The 14,900-nt window shown below is 66.9% G+C and carries 11 protein-coding genes; 3 read left to right on the forward strand and 8 right to left on the reverse strand.

What is annotated here, in order from left to right:
• Nucleotides 1-162: 162 nt before the first annotated feature.
• Nucleotides 163-987 carry an alpha/beta fold hydrolase gene (locus tag VMT40_RS17785; protein ID WP_326359410.1) on the forward strand — a complete coding sequence of 275 codons (825 nt, stop codon included), beginning with the start codon at nt 163-165 and terminating at the stop codon, nt 985-987.
• 29 nt (nt 988-1,016) lie between these two features.
• On the opposite strand, the gene VMT40_RS17790 is transcribed toward VMT40_RS17785, so the two are convergent.
• Nucleotides 1,017-1,829 (reverse strand): MmyB family transcriptional regulator, encoded by an 813-nt coding sequence (locus VMT40_RS17790; protein WP_326359412.1) that lies wholly within the window; start codon nt 1,827-1,829, stop codon nt 1,017-1,019.
• A 343-nt stretch (nt 1,830-2,172) separates the two neighbouring features.
• On the opposite strand from VMT40_RS17790, the gene VMT40_RS17795 reads away from it, so the two are divergent.
• Nucleotides 2,173-3,921, forward strand: a complete 1,749-nt coding sequence (locus VMT40_RS17795) for an NTP transferase domain-containing protein (protein WP_326359414.1) — start codon at nt 2,173-2,175, stop codon at nt 3,919-3,921.
• Between the two features lies 1 nt (nt 3,922).
• Here the strand turns inward: VMT40_RS17795 and VMT40_RS17800 are convergent, their stop codons facing one another.
• From VMT40_RS17800 to VMT40_RS17820, 5 genes are all read right to left on the reverse strand, one after another.
• A complete protein-coding gene (locus VMT40_RS17800; protein ID WP_326359416.1) occupies nt 3,923-4,705 on the reverse strand; it encodes a helix-turn-helix domain-containing protein in 783 nt (260 codons plus the stop codon).
• A gap of 187 nt (nt 4,706-4,892) precedes the next feature.
• A complete protein-coding gene (locus VMT40_RS17805) occupies nt 4,893-6,611 on the reverse strand; it encodes an ABC transporter ATP-binding protein (RefSeq protein WP_326359418.1) in 1,719 nt (572 codons plus the stop codon).
• A complete protein-coding gene (locus VMT40_RS17810; protein ID WP_326359420.1) occupies nt 6,608-7,423 on the reverse strand; it encodes an ABC transporter permease in 816 nt (271 codons plus the stop codon). The genes VMT40_RS17805 and VMT40_RS17810 overlap by 4 nt, the downstream gene beginning before the upstream one ends.
• Complete coding sequence (locus VMT40_RS17815; protein WP_326359422.1) at nt 7,420-8,379, reverse strand: ABC transporter permease; 960 nt, start codon at nt 8,377-8,379, stop codon at nt 7,420-7,422. The genes VMT40_RS17810 and VMT40_RS17815 overlap by 4 nt, the downstream gene beginning before the upstream one ends.
• Nucleotides 8,376-9,962: an ABC transporter substrate-binding protein gene (locus tag VMT40_RS17820; RefSeq protein WP_326359424.1), complete on the reverse strand. Its 1,587-nt coding sequence runs from the start codon at nt 9,960-9,962 to the stop codon at nt 8,376-8,378. Before VMT40_RS17820 ends, VMT40_RS17815 begins: the two co-directional genes overlap by 4 nt.
• 135 nt (nt 9,963-10,097) lie before the next feature.
• Between VMT40_RS17820 and VMT40_RS17825 the strand changes: the two genes are divergently transcribed.
• The gene (locus VMT40_RS17825) at nt 10,098-12,410 is read left to right on the forward strand and encodes an arylsulfatase (RefSeq protein ID WP_326359426.1); all 2,313 of its coding nucleotides are present in this window, start codon (nt 10,098-10,100) and stop codon (nt 12,408-12,410) included.
• A 362-nt stretch (nt 12,411-12,772) separates the two neighbouring features.
• Here the strand turns inward: VMT40_RS17825 and VMT40_RS17830 are convergent, their stop codons facing one another.
• Entirely contained in the window at nt 12,773-14,302 is a 1,530-nt protein-coding gene (locus VMT40_RS17830) for an HNH endonuclease signature motif containing protein (protein ID WP_326359428.1), read from the reverse strand.
• Nucleotides 14,303-14,382: 80 nt separating this feature from the next.
• Complete coding sequence (locus VMT40_RS17835; protein WP_326359430.1) at nt 14,383-14,823, reverse strand: YdeI/OmpD-associated family protein; 441 nt, start codon at nt 14,821-14,823, stop codon at nt 14,383-14,385.
• Nucleotides 14,824-14,900: the final 77 nt, after the last annotated feature.

The raw sequence follows: 14,900 nt of genomic DNA on the forward strand, positions 1-14,900 counted from the left end.
ATTGTGATCTTGTTGTCCAGTTTTGGGGCAATTTGGGGCAAACCCCTAGCAGTACCGACACTGGCCAGTGTGGGTACCCATCGGGAACCTCACCAGAGGGTGCCTGGCACCACGCGGGCAAACATCTGGGAGCGACCGCTCCCGCCGTTTAGGGTCTGGACCATGCCTTATGTGCGATCCGGTTCAGCCACAGTCCATTTCACCACCAGCGCCAGCGCGGGTCCGACCCTGCTGCTCGCCCACGGGTTCTTCCTGGACGAGACCATGTTCGAGCCGATGCGCGAACCCTTGGCAGCCGCTGGCATCAATCTCGTCACGGTGGACGCGCGCTGCCACGGACGCACCCAGTCACCCGATGGCGAACCGTTCAGCTATTGGGATCTGGCCGCCGACGGATTGGCGGTGCTCGATGAACTAGGAATCGAGCGGGCCGTCGTCGGCGGAATGAGCCAGGGTGGGTATGCGGCTTTGCGCATGGCATTACTGGCACCGGAACGGGTGCAGGGCCTGGCGCTGATCGATACCGAGGCGGGCGCGTGCACGCCGTCCGAATTGGCCTTCTATCGCGAATTCATCGAGCGCTGGACAAGTTCGGAGCCATTGGCACCACTGGTGGCGGAATTGGCCCCGCAGATCATCGGCGGCACCGATCCGCGACTGTGGCGCGCGTGGACCAGCCGCTGGTACAGCTCGGATCGCCAGGCCATTCTGCCCGCCGCGCGCTGCCTGATGGACCGGCGCTCGGTGCTGCACCGACTACCGGAGATCACCGTTCCGGCGTTGGTTACGCGCGGCAGCCACGACGCCACCAGCACCGCGCAGAAGTCCGAGGCGATGGCGAGCGGCCTCGCGGGCGCGGACGGCGTGGTCACCATTCCGGGGGCCGGGCACGGCGCGGCCTGGACGCATCCGGAAGTGGTTGCGCCCCTGCTGGTTCGGCTGGTGGAACGGTCCACCGCACCGCACGAGCGCAAAGTGGCCGTCTGAACCGACCCGCTGGGTCGTGCCCATGGCGGTCACGGCCGCCGGGCCGTTTCGTCCTCGTGCCAGCTGGGGATGCCGAGGAAGATCTGAATCTGGCTGGGGTAGGCGGCATTGAAGACGCTGAACAGCTGCACCGCGATATCGAAGCGGCGGCCGCTGTCCTTTTCGCGCAGCCGCATGGTGGCGCGAGGCCGCCCGTAGGCGGCAATGCCCTCGTCCCACATTTCCCGGAATAGTCCGAAACGTCCGAGTTCGGAGAGGAATTCGACAGACCAAGCGGTATCCCCCGAGCTCGCGATCAGACCGCGCAGCCAGTGCACCGTTAGTCGGACCTCCTCCTCCCACTCGACCATGACCTCGCGGGCGGCCTCATTGCCCAGAAACCAGCGCAGGAGATTTATATCGCGGTCCACCCCGGGGAAAGCCCGCGCGTAGCTCGCATTGCAGGCCAGCACATTCCAGCGGGTATCGATGTAGGCGGCCAGATTGGGCTCGTGCAGTTCGAGCGCGCGGTACATGTCGCCGGTGATTTCGTCGCGCAACTGCTGCACCGAGGGGAATTCGCTGACCCCGAGTCCGGCCAGATCGAGCAGGTGACGACGCTCGACGGCGGACAGCGGGGTTATTCGATCCAGATATCGCAGCAGCGCGTCCACCACTTCGCGGGTCGGATGTCCGCGATCGCCCTTCTCCAAATGACTGATGTAGCTGGCACTCACACCGGCATTGAAGGCCAGTCTTTCTCGTGATATGCCTCGCGCATCACGCAGGCGGCGCAACAGGAGTCCGAATGTGGGCGGCTTCAGATCGTCGGAGTCCCTATCCGGTTTCACGCCCAGGCCCACGCCGTTCCCTCTCCCCAAACATTCAGCAAACCAACCTTCATCGCTCTGAGTCCTCCTGGTACCGGACAGTGGGACCCGGTGTGACGCCTGGTGTGAACTGCGACGAACGCCCGCGTACTCCGCCAGTTCTCAGGTCGGATACTGCCATATGAGATTGTTCCGAAGGTTAAAACAAGACCATTTCTACTATGTGTCGTACCTCATCACATAACGTAACGCGAATCGGCAATTGCTTAGCAAGCGGAGGTTTCGGGCGCGCCCGACAACCCTTGCGGTGCCTGCCACTACGATCTTCAAGCATGTTCTGCCTATCCGCGACACACACTGCGCCGGGAGCCGCCGCGTGACGCCCGTCGATGCCATCGTGCTGGCCGGGGGCAAGGCCAGCCGCATGGGCGGGGTGGACAAACCGGCCATGGTGGTGGGCGGGCAGTCCATGCTGGACGCGGCGCTGGCGGCGGTGGCCGGATGCGCGCGCACGGTCGTGGTGGGGCCGCATCGGCCCGAACTGCCGCCGGAAATTCTTCAGGCGCAGGAGATTCCGGCCGGGGCCGGTCCGGTGGCGGCCATCGCGGCGGGGCTGGGCGCGCTGGCCGGGTGTGAATTCCCGGCGGGACTGATCGTGGTGCTGGCCGCCGACATGCCGTTCCTGACCGCGGCGGCGGTGGACGAACTGCTGTCGCACGCAAGGGAATCGGGTAGCGACGCGGTGTTCGCGGCCGATGCCTCGGGGCGGCCGCAGTATCTGGTCGGCGTGTGGCGGCGGGCCGCGTTGAGCGCGGCGCTGGCTGGCATGGAATCCCTGGTGAACCGGCCGATGAAGGCGCTGGTGCCGGTGGACACCGCCATGGTGCCGCTGCCCGGGGTGGAGGACTGCGATACCCCCGAGGATGTGCGCCGCGCCCGGACCGGGGCGGCGCGCTCGGCCGAGCCGCTGTGGCTCGACGAGGCCCGGAATGTGCTGCGCACCAGCGTTTCCCCGCTGACTCCGCGCCAGGCGGTACTGCGGTCGGCGCGGGGAGCCGCCCTGGCCGGTCCGCTGGTGGCCGGGGACGCCCTGCCGCGTTTCGATGTGTCGGCCATGGACGGTTATGCGGTGAGCGGCGACGGACCGTGGCAGTTGCGCCGCGATATCGGGTTCGCGGGTGGGGAGCGACCGGTCGGGCTGCTGGATGGCGAGGCGGTGCGGATCGCCACGGGCGCGCACGTGCCCGACGGAACCACCTCGGTGGTGCGCGACGAGTTCGTCCGAATCGATGACGACGGCACCGTCTACCGCCTGCCCGACACCCCGATTCGCGAGGATGTGCGCCGCCGCGGCGAATACTGGCTTCCCGGTGACGAAGTCGCGGCCGCGGGCACGCCCGTGACGGCCGCGCTCATCTCCGTGGCCGCCAGCGCCGAGGTGGCCGCGGCCGCCGTGCGCGGTCCGGTCCGGGCGCGAATCGTCATGACCGGTGACGAGATTCGCGGTGACGGCCCGCTGCACACCGGGCAGACCCGCGATTCGATCGGCCCCATCCTGCCCGACCTGCTGGCCTGGTACGGCGTGCGGACCATCGATCGAGTTCACCTGCGCGACACCGCGAATGCCTTCGACGAGGTGCTGGCCGCCGCCACCGACTGCGATCTGCTGGTCATTGTCGGCGCGACCGGCGGCGGCGCGGCCGATCAGCTGCGCTCGGCCCTGGACCGCACCGACGCCGCGATCCTGCTGCGCCGTCTGCGCCTGCGCCCGGGCGGCTCCACGGTCGCGGCCCAACTCGCCACCGGCGCAGTGGTTCTCGGCCTGCCCGGCAATCCGTTCGCGGCCACCGCCACGCTGCTGAGTCTGATTGCCGCGACCGTCGAGGGTCTGACCGGGGCCACCGAGTCCGCTCGCATCATGGGTCCGCTGGTGAACGCTTCCGAACTGACCGCTCCGGTCTCGCGCATCGTCCCGGCCCGCGCGCTGCCCGAGGGCGGCTTCCGAGGCGACCTGCGCCTGCATACCGCCCATCTGGCGGACCTGCTGCACCGCGACGGCGTGGTCGTCGTCCCGCCGAATGCCGAGGACGGCGCGCTCGCCGAATTCATCCCGCTGCGGGGCTGATCTAACCGGGTAGTCCGAGAATGGTGAGCAGCTGGCCGGGGTAGGCCGCGGCGTCCAGTCGTCCGGTCTGGGCGTAGATCCGGCGGCGCAGGCCGGTCACCGGATTGCGCAGGTGCAGGGTCCAAATGTGCGGCGCGAACTCCACCACGCCGTCCGACCAGGCCTGGCGGAATTTCGGGAATTCCCCGAGTTCGCGAATGAGATCGGCGAAGCCGTCCACATTGCCCGACCGCCCGATCAATCCGCGCATCCAGCGCGCGAGCTGGCGGGCGTCGCGCTCCCAGTTCACCATGACGCGGGTGGCCAGCTCATTGCCGAAGAACCAGCGCAGCATATTGCCGTCCTCGCGGACGCCCGGGAACGCGGTGTCCCAGCTCTCATTGCTGGCCAGCAGATTGGCCTGCATGTCCAGCAGCGCGGCCAAATTCGGGCTGTGCAGTTCCAGGACCCGGATCATCTCCGGGGTGATGGCGGCACGCAGCTCCTCCGCGCTGGGCAATTCGGCCGCGCCCAGGCCCGCGAGGTCGGTGAGCTGGCGGCGGTCCTCGGTGGAGAGGGGGTCGAGCCGATCCAGGTATCGGGTGAGGGCCTCGACCACTTCCCGGGTCGGGTTGCCGCGATCACCCTTCTCCAAATGCGTTATGTAACTTGCGCTTACACCGGCATTGAATGCCAGCCGTTCGCGGGAAACACCGCGATTGTCACGCAATCGGCGCAGCAGGTTTCCGAAGGTGGGTACTTCGAGTTCCGGAAGATCCTGTCCACATACCGCTCTCGCGCCCACCTGGTTCCCTCCTTTACGGAGTCTCGGCGGCCCACCCGGCCTCCCCCGTGGAGGCAGCACCGAGATCTCCTTCAGGACGGATACTTACACAGATTTGGATACAAACCGTTCAGTACGACAAATCCAATTTGTATCACCGGATACTCCTGTTGGTATATGTCCCCGGAATATCGCGACAAAATACCTCTCATGCCCCCAATGCCAGGGGCGCGGGTGTGGGCGAGATTTCCGCCCGCCTGGCCCGCAGCGGATCCGGGGCCGGGACCGCGTCGATCAGGCGGCGCGTGTACTCCTCGCGGGGTGCCTGGAAAACCGAAGTGACCAGCCCGGATTCGACAATACGCCCCGCCCGCAGGACCGCCACCCGATCGGCCACTTCGTGCACCACGGCCAGGTCGTGACTGATGAAAAGGCAGGCGAATCCGAATTCGGCACGCAGATCGGCGAACAGATCGAGCACCTGCGCCTGCACCGAGACGTCCAGGGCGCTGGTGGGCTCGTCGGCCACCAGCAGTCGCGGCGCGAGCGCGAGCGCGCGGGCCAGCGCCACGCGTTGCCGTTGCCCGCCGGACAGTTCGCCGGGGCGGCGGGTGGCGTAGTCGCGGGGCAGCCGCACGGATTCGAGCAGATCGCCGACCTTGGCGCGCAGCAGCGAGCCGGAGGCGACTCGGTGGACGCGCAGCGGTTCCCCGATCGAGTCGGCGAGGGAGCGGCGCGGGTCCAGGGAGGCGGTGACATCCTGGTGCACCAGGGCGACCTGCTTGCGCAGTCCGCGGAGTTCCTTGCGGGAGAGCCCGTTCAGGGCGACGCCCTGCAGGACGACCTCACCCGAGGTCGCGGGGACGAGGCCGAGCGCGGCGCGGCCGAGAGTGCTCTTGCCGGAACCGGATTCGCCGACCAGACCGACGACCTCGCGGGGAGCCACGGTCAGGGAGACCTCGTGTAGCGCCTGAAAGTGCTTGCCGCGCTGGCGGTAGACGACCGAGAGATCGCTCACCCGCAGAACGGGTTCGGGTTCGGCCACCGGCTCGGCCGGGGTTTGCGGCACCGACTCGACGGCCGCCACCGCGGCACCGCCCGCCGAGATCTCCGGCAGTGTGGGCACCGCGGCCAGTAGCTCGCGGGTGTAGTCCGCACGCGGATTCGCGAACAGCTCACGCACCGGCTGTGTTTCGACGACCGCACCGGCGCGCATGACGACGACCCGGTCGGCGATGGCGGCCACCACGCCCAGATTGTGGGTGATGAACAGCACGCCGGTGTTGTTGCGGCGCTGGATGTCTCGCAGCAGTCGCAGGATCTCCGCCTGGACGGTGACGTCGAGGGCGGTGGTGGGCTCGTCGGCGATGAGCAGGTCCGGGTCGCCGGACAGCGCCAGGGCGATGACGACGCGCTGCTTCTGGCCGCCGGAGAGCTGATGCGGATACCAGTCGACGCGCTTGCCGGGCTCGGGGATGCCCACCTGGGTGAGCAGGTCGATGGCCCGGGCGCGCGCCTGCGCCTTGCCGATTCGGCCGTGTGCACGCAGGGCCTCGGCGATCTGGGTTCCGATGCGCTGCACCGGGTTCAGGGCGATCTGCGGTTCCTGGAAGACCATGGCGGCGCGGGTGCCGCGCAGTGGTCGCAGGTCGTCTTCGGACGCGCCGATGATCTCGGTGTCAGTCAGTCGGATCGATCCGGTGGCGGTCGCGCCGGTGGGCAGCAGGCCGAGGACGGCACGGGCTGTCAGGGACTTGCCGGAGCCGGATTCGCCGACGAGCGCGACGGTTTCGCCGCGCGCGACTCGCACGCTGACGCCGTCGACTACCTTGCGATCGCCGAAACGAACCACCAAATCACTGATTTCTAGGAGGTTTTCGTCGGCGGCCGGGTAGTTCTTGTTTGCGCTCATATCACTGCCGCTCATCCAAGCCTCCGGGCACGGCCCAATGCCTGGGCGATCAATAGAAATCCGAGGGTCAGCGCCGACACCACCGCCAGCGGGCCGATCGCCATGGCGGGATTGGCGTCGAGATTGCGCATGGACTCGGCAATGATCGCGCCCAGCGACGGGTCCGGCGGCCGCACGCCGATGCCGATGAAGCTCATGGCGCTGTCCACGAACACCGCCAGCGACAGCGACAGCGCGAATTGCACCGCGAGCGGCTCGATCACATTGGGCAGCACGTGTTTCCGCAGCGTCCACGCGGTGCTCGCACCGATCACGTCGGCGGCCTCGACGAAGGGCTGTTCGCGCACCGCCAGCACCGCCGTGCGGATCTGCCTGCCGAAGATGGGGAGTTCGGCGGCGATGATCACGATGATCACCGCGTGCGCGCCGGGACCGGTGACGGCGGTGAGCGCGATGGCGAAGATGAGCGCGGGGAACGCCAGGATCAGGTCGAAGATCCGCTGCGCCACCACATCCGCGTACGGGTTGACGGTGGCGGCCAGGCCGATGAGCGAGCCCAATACCGCGCCGATGGGGACCGCGACGAAGGCGATGAGCAGGTCGACGCGGATACCGTAGAGCAGGCGGGTGAAGACATCGCGATTGACCTGGTCGGTGCCCAGCCAGTGCTCGCCGCTCACGCCGAGCAGATTCGCGCCCGGGATCTGTTCCAGCGGACCGTATTTCGTGAGCAGACCGGCGGCCAGTGCCGCGATGGCGATGACGCCGACGAGCAGCAGTCCGGCCAGGCCCTGTCCGCGCAGCAGCGCCTTCGGGAAGCTCGTCATGCGCGGCCTCCGATCCGAATGCGGGGATCTAGGTACGCGTGGACCAGGTCGGTGGTCAGCTGGATGGCCACGAAGACCGCCACCGAGAACAGTAGTAGCGCTTGGACCACCGGGTAGTCGCGGCGGTTGATGCCCTGTTCGATCAGCTGTCCGATGCCCGGCCAGGCGAAGGCGGCCTCCACCAGGACCGCGCCGCCGAGCAGGTTGCCGGTTTGAATGCCGAGCGTGGTGAGCATGGTGGGCAGGGCGTTTCGCAGTGCGCCACGCGTGACGATGCGGCGGTGCGGGATGCCCAGGGCGCGGGCGGTGAGGACGTAGGGCTTGGACAGTTCCGTGCGCAGCGCCTCGGTCAGGAAGCGGGTGAGCGCGGCGGCGACCGGCAGGCCCAGGCAGATCGCGGGGAGCAGCAGGTACTGGACGGCTATGTCGGGTCGGGTCAGGAAGCCGTCCGGCGGGATGCCGCCCGCTGGCAGGACGGGGATGGCTACCGCGAACACCAGCACCAGGAGCACGCCGGTGACGAAGACCGGGACGGCCACGGCCACCGTATTGGCCGCGGCCACAATGGCATTGAGCCAGCGCCGGTCCCACAGCACCGAGGCGACGGAGATCACCAGGCTCACCGCGACCGCCAGCAGCAGTGCGGCGGCGGCGAGGATCAGCGTGTTGGACAGGCCGCGTCCTATGAGGTCGGCGATCTGGCCGCCGATGATGTAGGAGCGACCGAGGTCGCCGGTCGCCACGCCGTGCAGCCAGGACAGATACTGCGCGGGGATCGAGCGGTCCAGTCCGAGCTGATGCCGGATGGCGGCGATCGTTTCCGGGGAGGCGTCGGGTCCGGCGAGGGTCGTCGCCGGATCGCCGGGGACCAGACGCAGCAGCAGGAAGATGAGCACCGACGCGCCGAAGAGCACCGCGATCGCGGAGGGCACCCGGCGCAGGAGATACGCGGTCATGCCAGGAACGCCTCGGTGAACAGATGCTCGCGGCGCTTGGTCCAGCTGAGGCCGTGCAGCTTTCGGGTCGCGGCGTCCTGCGAGTAGTGCACGCCGATCTCGATCAGGAACAGGCTGTCCAGCAGTTGGTCGTTGAGGGCCTGGTAGGCGCGCGTGGCGTCGGTGCCGGTCGCCTGGGGTAGCTGCCAGGCGGCGTCGGCGGCCTTCACATAGTCGGCCGACTCGTAGCGGGAGGCGTTCTTACGGGCGTTGAACGGATAGGCGCTGACCGTCAGCGTGGCGGGCGCGAACTGCGCCCACGAGTGGTCGGTGAGCCACAGGCCCGGGAACTGCGCGCCGATCAGCTGTTTGATGAAGGTGGCGTTCTCGGTGGGCACCAGCTCGACCTCGATGCCGACCTCGGCCAGGTTGGCCTGCACGATCTGCGCGGCATTCTCACCGCCCACGTAGGAGGTGTTGTAGGCCAGGGGCAGCTTGGGCGGTTTGGGCAGCTGCGCCAGAATCTGCTTGGCCTTGGCCACATCTCGCGTGTAGCGGGTGTTGCGCGAATCGTCGAAGGCGGGAGAGTTCTTGGGCCACGGCAGGTTCAGCGGGTAGCCCGCGCCGCGGAAGACGTCCTTGATGATGCGCTCACGGTCGAGGGCGTAGGCGATGGCCTGGCGCACACGGACATCGGCGAGGGTCGGGTCCTGGACGTTGGCCCCGACGTACACCTGTAGTTCCGCGCCTTCGAAGGCGATGACGCGGTAGCCGTCGGTCTTGGCCAGGTTCTCGTTGTCGCGGTAGGTGACGCCGTCGGCGAGGTGGATCTGGCCGGTCTTGAGCGCGTTGAGCTGGGCCTGGTTGTCGGAGATGACGGTGAACTCGATGCGGTCCAGGTAGGGGCGGTCCGGGACCCAGTACGCCGGGTTCTTCTCGAACACCAACTGCTGGTTGGGGATTCGCTGGGTGAAGCGGAACGGGCCGGTGCCGACGATCTTGTCGCCGGTGGCCAGCTGGTCGATCGTTTCGCTGTCCAGGATGGGGACGGTGTCCAGCAGATCGAACAGATTGCTCAACGGGTGGTCGAGGGTGAGCGTGATGCGGTGCGGGTCACTGGTGTCGAAGCCGGTGACGGCGGCGGCGGTGCTCTTGAGCTGCGCGGACCATTTGGGGTCGGCGTAGGTGCGCAGCGAGAACTCGACGTCCTTCGAGGTGAAGGGGCGGCCGCTGTGGAACTTCACGTCGTCGCGCAGGTCCAGGGTGATGGACTTGCCGTCGGGGGCCACGGTCCAGCTCTTGGCCAGCAGCGGCTGGGGTTCCAGCTTGTCGTGCGGGTAGCGCACCAGGGACTCGAAGACCAGGCCGACCACATACGGCGTGGTGCCGGTATTGGTGAGCAGGTTGGCGGGCACGATGTCCACGAGCACGCCGTATTTCAGCGTTCCGCCGCGCACGGGCTGGGCATTGTCGTCGCCGCCGCGCTGCTGGCTCACCGCCGAGGTGCACGCAGCCAGCGCCCCGCCCCCGAAGATCGCCAGCGCGGCGACGGCGGAACTGCGCAGGAAAATACGGCGGTCGAGACCGCCGGGGGACGAAATCATCTGAAGAAACCTCGACTGTGGACCGGGCCTTGATTGTGTGGCGACGCTATCGGCGGGTGCATGACGGATCACCGGTTGCACGCAGCCAGAGTGAAACCCTAGTTCGGGAGTGGGCGCTCGACCTTTGCTGGGAGCATGTCAGTCCCCGAACATGCCCGTGGCTATGAGAATTTCACCGGTGAGATCGGCCGCACCACCGCCGATTCGACCCCGGAATGGCTGTATCCGCCGGTCGCGCCCGCTGGCGCGCCCAATATCATCGTGGTGCTGGTCGACGATATGGGGTTCAGCGATATCGGGCCGTTCGGTTCGGAGATCGAGACGCCGACGTTGGATCGGTTGGCGGCCAATGGGCTGCGGCTCACCAACTTTCATACGACACCGCTGTGCTCGCCGTCCCGGGCCGCGCTGTTGACGGGTATCAATTCGCATCGGGCCGGGTTCGGGTTCGTGGCCAATGCCGATCCGGGGTATCCGGGCTTGCGGTTGGAGTTGGCCGACGATGTGCTGACCTTGCCGGAGATCTTGCGCGCCAATGGATATGCGACGTACGCGGTCGGAAAATGGCATCTGGTCCGCGATGCCACGCTGCATCCGGCGTCGCATCGCGATTCTTGGCCCACGCAGCGGGGATTCGACCGGTATTACGGGTCGCTGGAGGGGTTGAACTCCTTCTACTATCCGAATCAGCTGATCTCGGACAGTTCGGCGGTGGATATCGAGGAATATCCGGAGGACTACTACCTCACCGACGATTACACCGACCGGGCGATCGGGTACATCAAGGAGCTGCGCGCGCACGATGCGAGCAAGCCGTTCTTCCTGTACTTCGCGCACACCGCCATGCACGGGCCCTTGCAGGCCAAGCCAGCGGATCAGGCGAAGTATCGCGGGAAGTATCGGGAGGGGTGGGATCGGTTGCGGCAGACCCGGTTTGCCGCGCAGATCGCGCAGGGGCTGTTTCCGGAGGGGACGCAGCAGAAGCCTCGGAATACCGAGCCGGGTTATGAAGCGCAGGAATGGGATTCGCTGAGCGAGGAGCAGCGGTCTCGGTTCGAGCGGTACATGGAGGTGTACGCGGGCATGGTCGACAGCATCGACCAGAGCCTGGGACGGGTGGTGGAGACGCTCGAGCAGTTCGGCGAGTTGGACAACACCATTATTGTGTTCACCTCGGACAATGGCGGTACCGCGGAAGGTGGGCCGGAGGGGACCCGCACGTACTTCGCGCAGTTCGCGCAGGTGGACGAGCCCGATTGGGAGCGGGATGTGCCGCACGACGACGAGTTGATCGGCACCGCCAAGCTGGGTGTGCACTACCCGCGCGGGTGGGGGCAGGCTTCGAATACGCCGTTCCGGTTCTACAAGGGGCAGACCTTCGCCGGTGGGGTTCGCGTGCCCTTCGTGCTCTCGTGGCCGAAGGGGTTGCCGCGGACCGAGGGTGACGAGGGGGTGCGGCAGGAGTACGTCTACATCACCGACCTGGCTCCGACGCTGCTCGAGCTCGCCGGGCTGCAGCGGCCGAGTGTCCGTAACGGCTTGCCCGCCAAAGACTTCGACGGCGTCTCGGCGGTGGATGTGCTGCGCGATCCGGCTGCGATCTCCTCCCATGTCGAGCAGTACTCCGAGATGACCGGCCACCGTGGCTTCTACCGCGACGGCTGGAAACTCCTCGCCCTCTACGAACCCGAACGCGGCATCGACAACCCGCGCTGGCAACTCTTCGACGTCCGCACCGATCCCACCGAACTCCACGATCTGTCCGAGCAGCTGCCGGACAAGGTCGCCGAACTCGCCGCGGCCTGGGACGAAGCCGCTTGGCACAACACGGTTTTCCCGCTCGTCACCCGAAAAGACCTGGCCCGACGCCGCCCCGAGGAAGCCCGACTCGGCGACCAGGTCCGCATCCTCCCCGGCACCCCCACCCTCGAGCGCTACCGCTCCCAACGCCTGATCGCCTACCGCGACTTCACCATCACCATCGAACTGGACTCCTACCGCCCCGGCGACGAAGGCGTCCTGGTCGCCCATGGCGACCCGCTAGGCGGCTATCTCCTCTACATCGAAAACGGCCGCCTGATCTTCGGTTACAACGCCTACGGCCGCTACACCACAGTCGACGCGGGCGAAATCCCTTCCGGCAGCCAACTTCTCACCCTCTCCGCAACAGTCCAACCCCACCTCCGCTGGGACTTCTCCATCGGCATCGACGGCGTCCGCGCAGCCACCCTCCCCAACCAGGTCCAACTCGTCGGCATGTCCCCCTGGACCGGCATCTCCGTAGGCCTAGACGCCCGAGGCCCAGTCTCCTGGGACCTCCGCTCCCGCCACGGCGTCTTCCGCTACACCGGCAACCTCCGCTCAGTCACCTACCGCCCCGGCGCAATCGGCGTCCCGGAAGACGCCCAAGAGGCTCTCGACACCGAAGCCGAGCTGATCGCCGAATAGAACCCACAACCCGAAAGACCAAAAGCCACAAGAAGAAAAGATAAAAAGACAAAAGATAAAAGACGCCAGGAGGAGGGAGAGAGGGTGGTCGAGCTTGCGAGGCCCTCTCACCTACCAGCCCCCTCGCGGCTCGGCCGTTCTTCGTCTCTGTGGAATTGTCAAAGAGCTTGAAGCCGTGGAGCTGTCGAACGATTCGGTTTCGAGTTGTTGGGTTGTCTCGAGAAGGTGATGCGTGCAGTCCGTGGGCTGGGAGGTGAGGGGGCGGCTCCCAACCCGGCGTCAGCCCAAGTGCGGTAGGGCAGGCGACGCAACCACACTTCCCCGTCCCTGCGCACGCCAGCGGGAGACGAGCAGCTCGGGTTTCACGCTGCCCGTGAACCCCACCTCCGGCAACTCGAATCCACGAGACCGGCGACCCGCTTGCCGACGTGATGGTGCTCGTTGACTTGCGGGGTGTGGGAGGGGTCCAACGCCGCCGGAGCAATCCACCCGACCCGGCCCGGTGTCGGGGAGTCCTTGCCCAACATCACCGTCTGCCAACCGTTGTCGCTGTCGTTGACGAGGGCGTGGTGGTGATCGCAGACCAGGGCGAGGTTGGTCACATCGGTGGGTCCGCCCTTGGCCCAATCGATCACATGATGGGCCGCGCACATGCTGGCGGGCACATCGCAGCCGGGGTGGGTGCAGCCGCGATCGCGGGCGATCAGCGCCAGGCGCTGCCCGGAGCTGGCGAGGCGCTCACCATGAGCGAGGTAGAGCGGGATCTCGTCCTTGTCGAGCACCGCCAACACCGGGCGAGAACCCTTGGCCAGCTTGAGGGCTTCGCTGATCGACAGGTGCCCGCCCGAGGCAGTGGTCGCGACCCCCGCGCCACGTTCGAGGTCGGCCAGGCTCATCGTCACGACGACCTCGACGGGCAGGCCACGGTGCTTGCCCAGCTTCACCGGCTTACCCGCCTTCGCCGCAGCGGCAGCAGTATCGGCAGCGGTGCCAGCAGCAGTATCGGCGGGGGTGTCGGTGCCCGGCTGCAACGCGGCGACGAGCGCGAACAACGCGTCATGGGTGCGCTGGGCGGCATCGCGACGATCGCGACGCGCGGCCGCCTCCAACACCTTCGACTCGACCTTGGCGGTGGCCGCGAGGATCTCAGCATCCGTGTCGTCGAGGTTGCACATCCCCGGGCGGGCCAGCTTGGCGAAGATCGCGTCGAGCAGCGCGCGGAGTTCGGGGGTGAGCCAGCCTTCGATCTTCGACATCCCATCCACCCCAGGGCGGCTGATGGTGATGCCGCGACGGCGGCGACGGTCGGCGTCGGAGATCACCGTCCCCTCGGGGTCCAGGCGGGCGAGGATCTCGCGTCCGATCTTGGGCAGGTCATCGGGCAGGCCGGTCACGCAGTGCTCGACCAGCAGCTGCTCGGTTTCGGTCCGCGCCTGGGCGGGGACCTCGGCGGGCAGGTGGGTCATGATGTCCACGATGCCGCGCACATGATCGCGGGAAATCACGCCCGTCTCATAGGCGTTCGCGGTGGCGGCCAGGGTGATCGGGCGCGGCTTGCCATCGGCACCGAGGAACTCTCCACACGCTCCGGCGATCTTCACCCGCATCGACGCGTCGTACCGCGACAAACCCAGGGTCTGGCGCAGGGACGGCACCGCGTCCTTGACTCCGGCCTTGCGCGGCAGGTCTCGCTCCGACGCCTCGATCACCAGAGCCGAATCCAGCGCGGCCAATTGACGCTTGCAGATTTCCAGGCGGCGCATGAATTCCACGACATCGGTATCGGTGAGGCGGTTGAGTCCGCCATTGAGGACGGTGTCGGCGACGTTGGTGACCTCGGTCATCAGCGCGCCGATGCCGGTGCTGTCGAGTGTTTCCCCCTTCGAATTCATGCTCTAATTCTACCGCCGAATTGATCACAATGGAACCCGAAATACGAAGTACCCCTTGGTATTTCGGAAAACAGACCCTCCTATTTCGAACCCAGAGAATCAATTACTTTGGCAATTCGCCGCGTACGAGTTTCAGGCTTCTTGGCCTCGGCGACAGAGGCCGCCGCTTCCTTGCGATTGGTATAGGAGAGTGCGTCGAATGCAGCGCGGAGCCCGGCTGCGGAGAGGGCGTCGGCCAGCTCGTCGGGGACGGTGACGGTGCGTTCGGCGGAGTCACGTTCGATGGTGACCGTCACTTGGTCGCCTGGGCCCTTGCCCAGTTCCGATTGGATGGCCTTCAACAGGCCGAGGCAGGGGCCCGCGCCCATGTTGGCGATGGATCCTTGGTAGGGGATGCCGTCGAAGGTGGCGCGGACGGGGATGCGGCCGCCGCCGCCCAAGGCCTCGATGATCTCCGGGGGCACGGGGATGTACGCGCCGCCGCGCTCGACCGACTGGATGACGCCTTCGAATCGCTGCATGGAAACACGATATAGCGATCTTTCAGCAATCCACGGATGTGTTAACAAATATTAAGTAACCGAGAACCGACCGTTTC

The sequence above is a fragment of the Nocardia sp. CDC160 genome (assembly GCF_035818795.1).
Classification (GTDB): Bacteria; Actinomycetota; Actinomycetes; order Mycobacteriales; family Mycobacteriaceae; genus Nocardia.

What these genes read in the sequence shown, in the direction of transcription:
- VMT40_RS17785 (WP_326359410.1), top strand. Translation starts at nt 163, where the DNA reads ATGCCTTATGTGCGATCCGGTTCAGCCACAGTCCATTTCACCACCAGC.
- VMT40_RS17805 (WP_326359418.1), bottom strand. Translation starts at nt 6,611, where the DNA reads ATGAGCGGCAGTGATATGAGCGCAAACAAGAACTACCCGGCCGCCGAC.
- VMT40_RS17810 (WP_326359420.1), bottom strand. Translation starts at nt 7,423, where the DNA reads ATGACGAGCTTCCCGAAGGCGCTGCTGCGCGGACAGGGCCTGGCCGGA.
- VMT40_RS17815 (WP_326359422.1), bottom strand. Translation starts at nt 8,379, where the DNA reads ATGACCGCGTATCTCCTGCGCCGGGTGCCCTCCGCGATCGCGGTGCTC.
- VMT40_RS17820 (WP_326359424.1), bottom strand. Translation starts at nt 9,962, where the DNA reads ATGATTTCGTCCCCCGGCGGTCTCGACCGCCGTATTTTCCTGCGCAGT.
- VMT40_RS17825 (WP_326359426.1), top strand. Translation starts at nt 10,098, where the DNA reads ATGTCAGTCCCCGAACATGCCCGTGGCTATGAGAATTTCACCGGTGAG.
- VMT40_RS17830 (WP_326359428.1), bottom strand. Translation starts at nt 14,302, where the DNA reads ATGAATTCGAAGGGGGAAACACTCGACAGCACCGGCATCGGCGCGCTG.
- VMT40_RS17835 (WP_326359430.1), bottom strand. Translation starts at nt 14,823, where the DNA reads ATGCAGCGATTCGAAGGCGTCATCCAGTCGGTCGAGCGCGGCGGCGCG.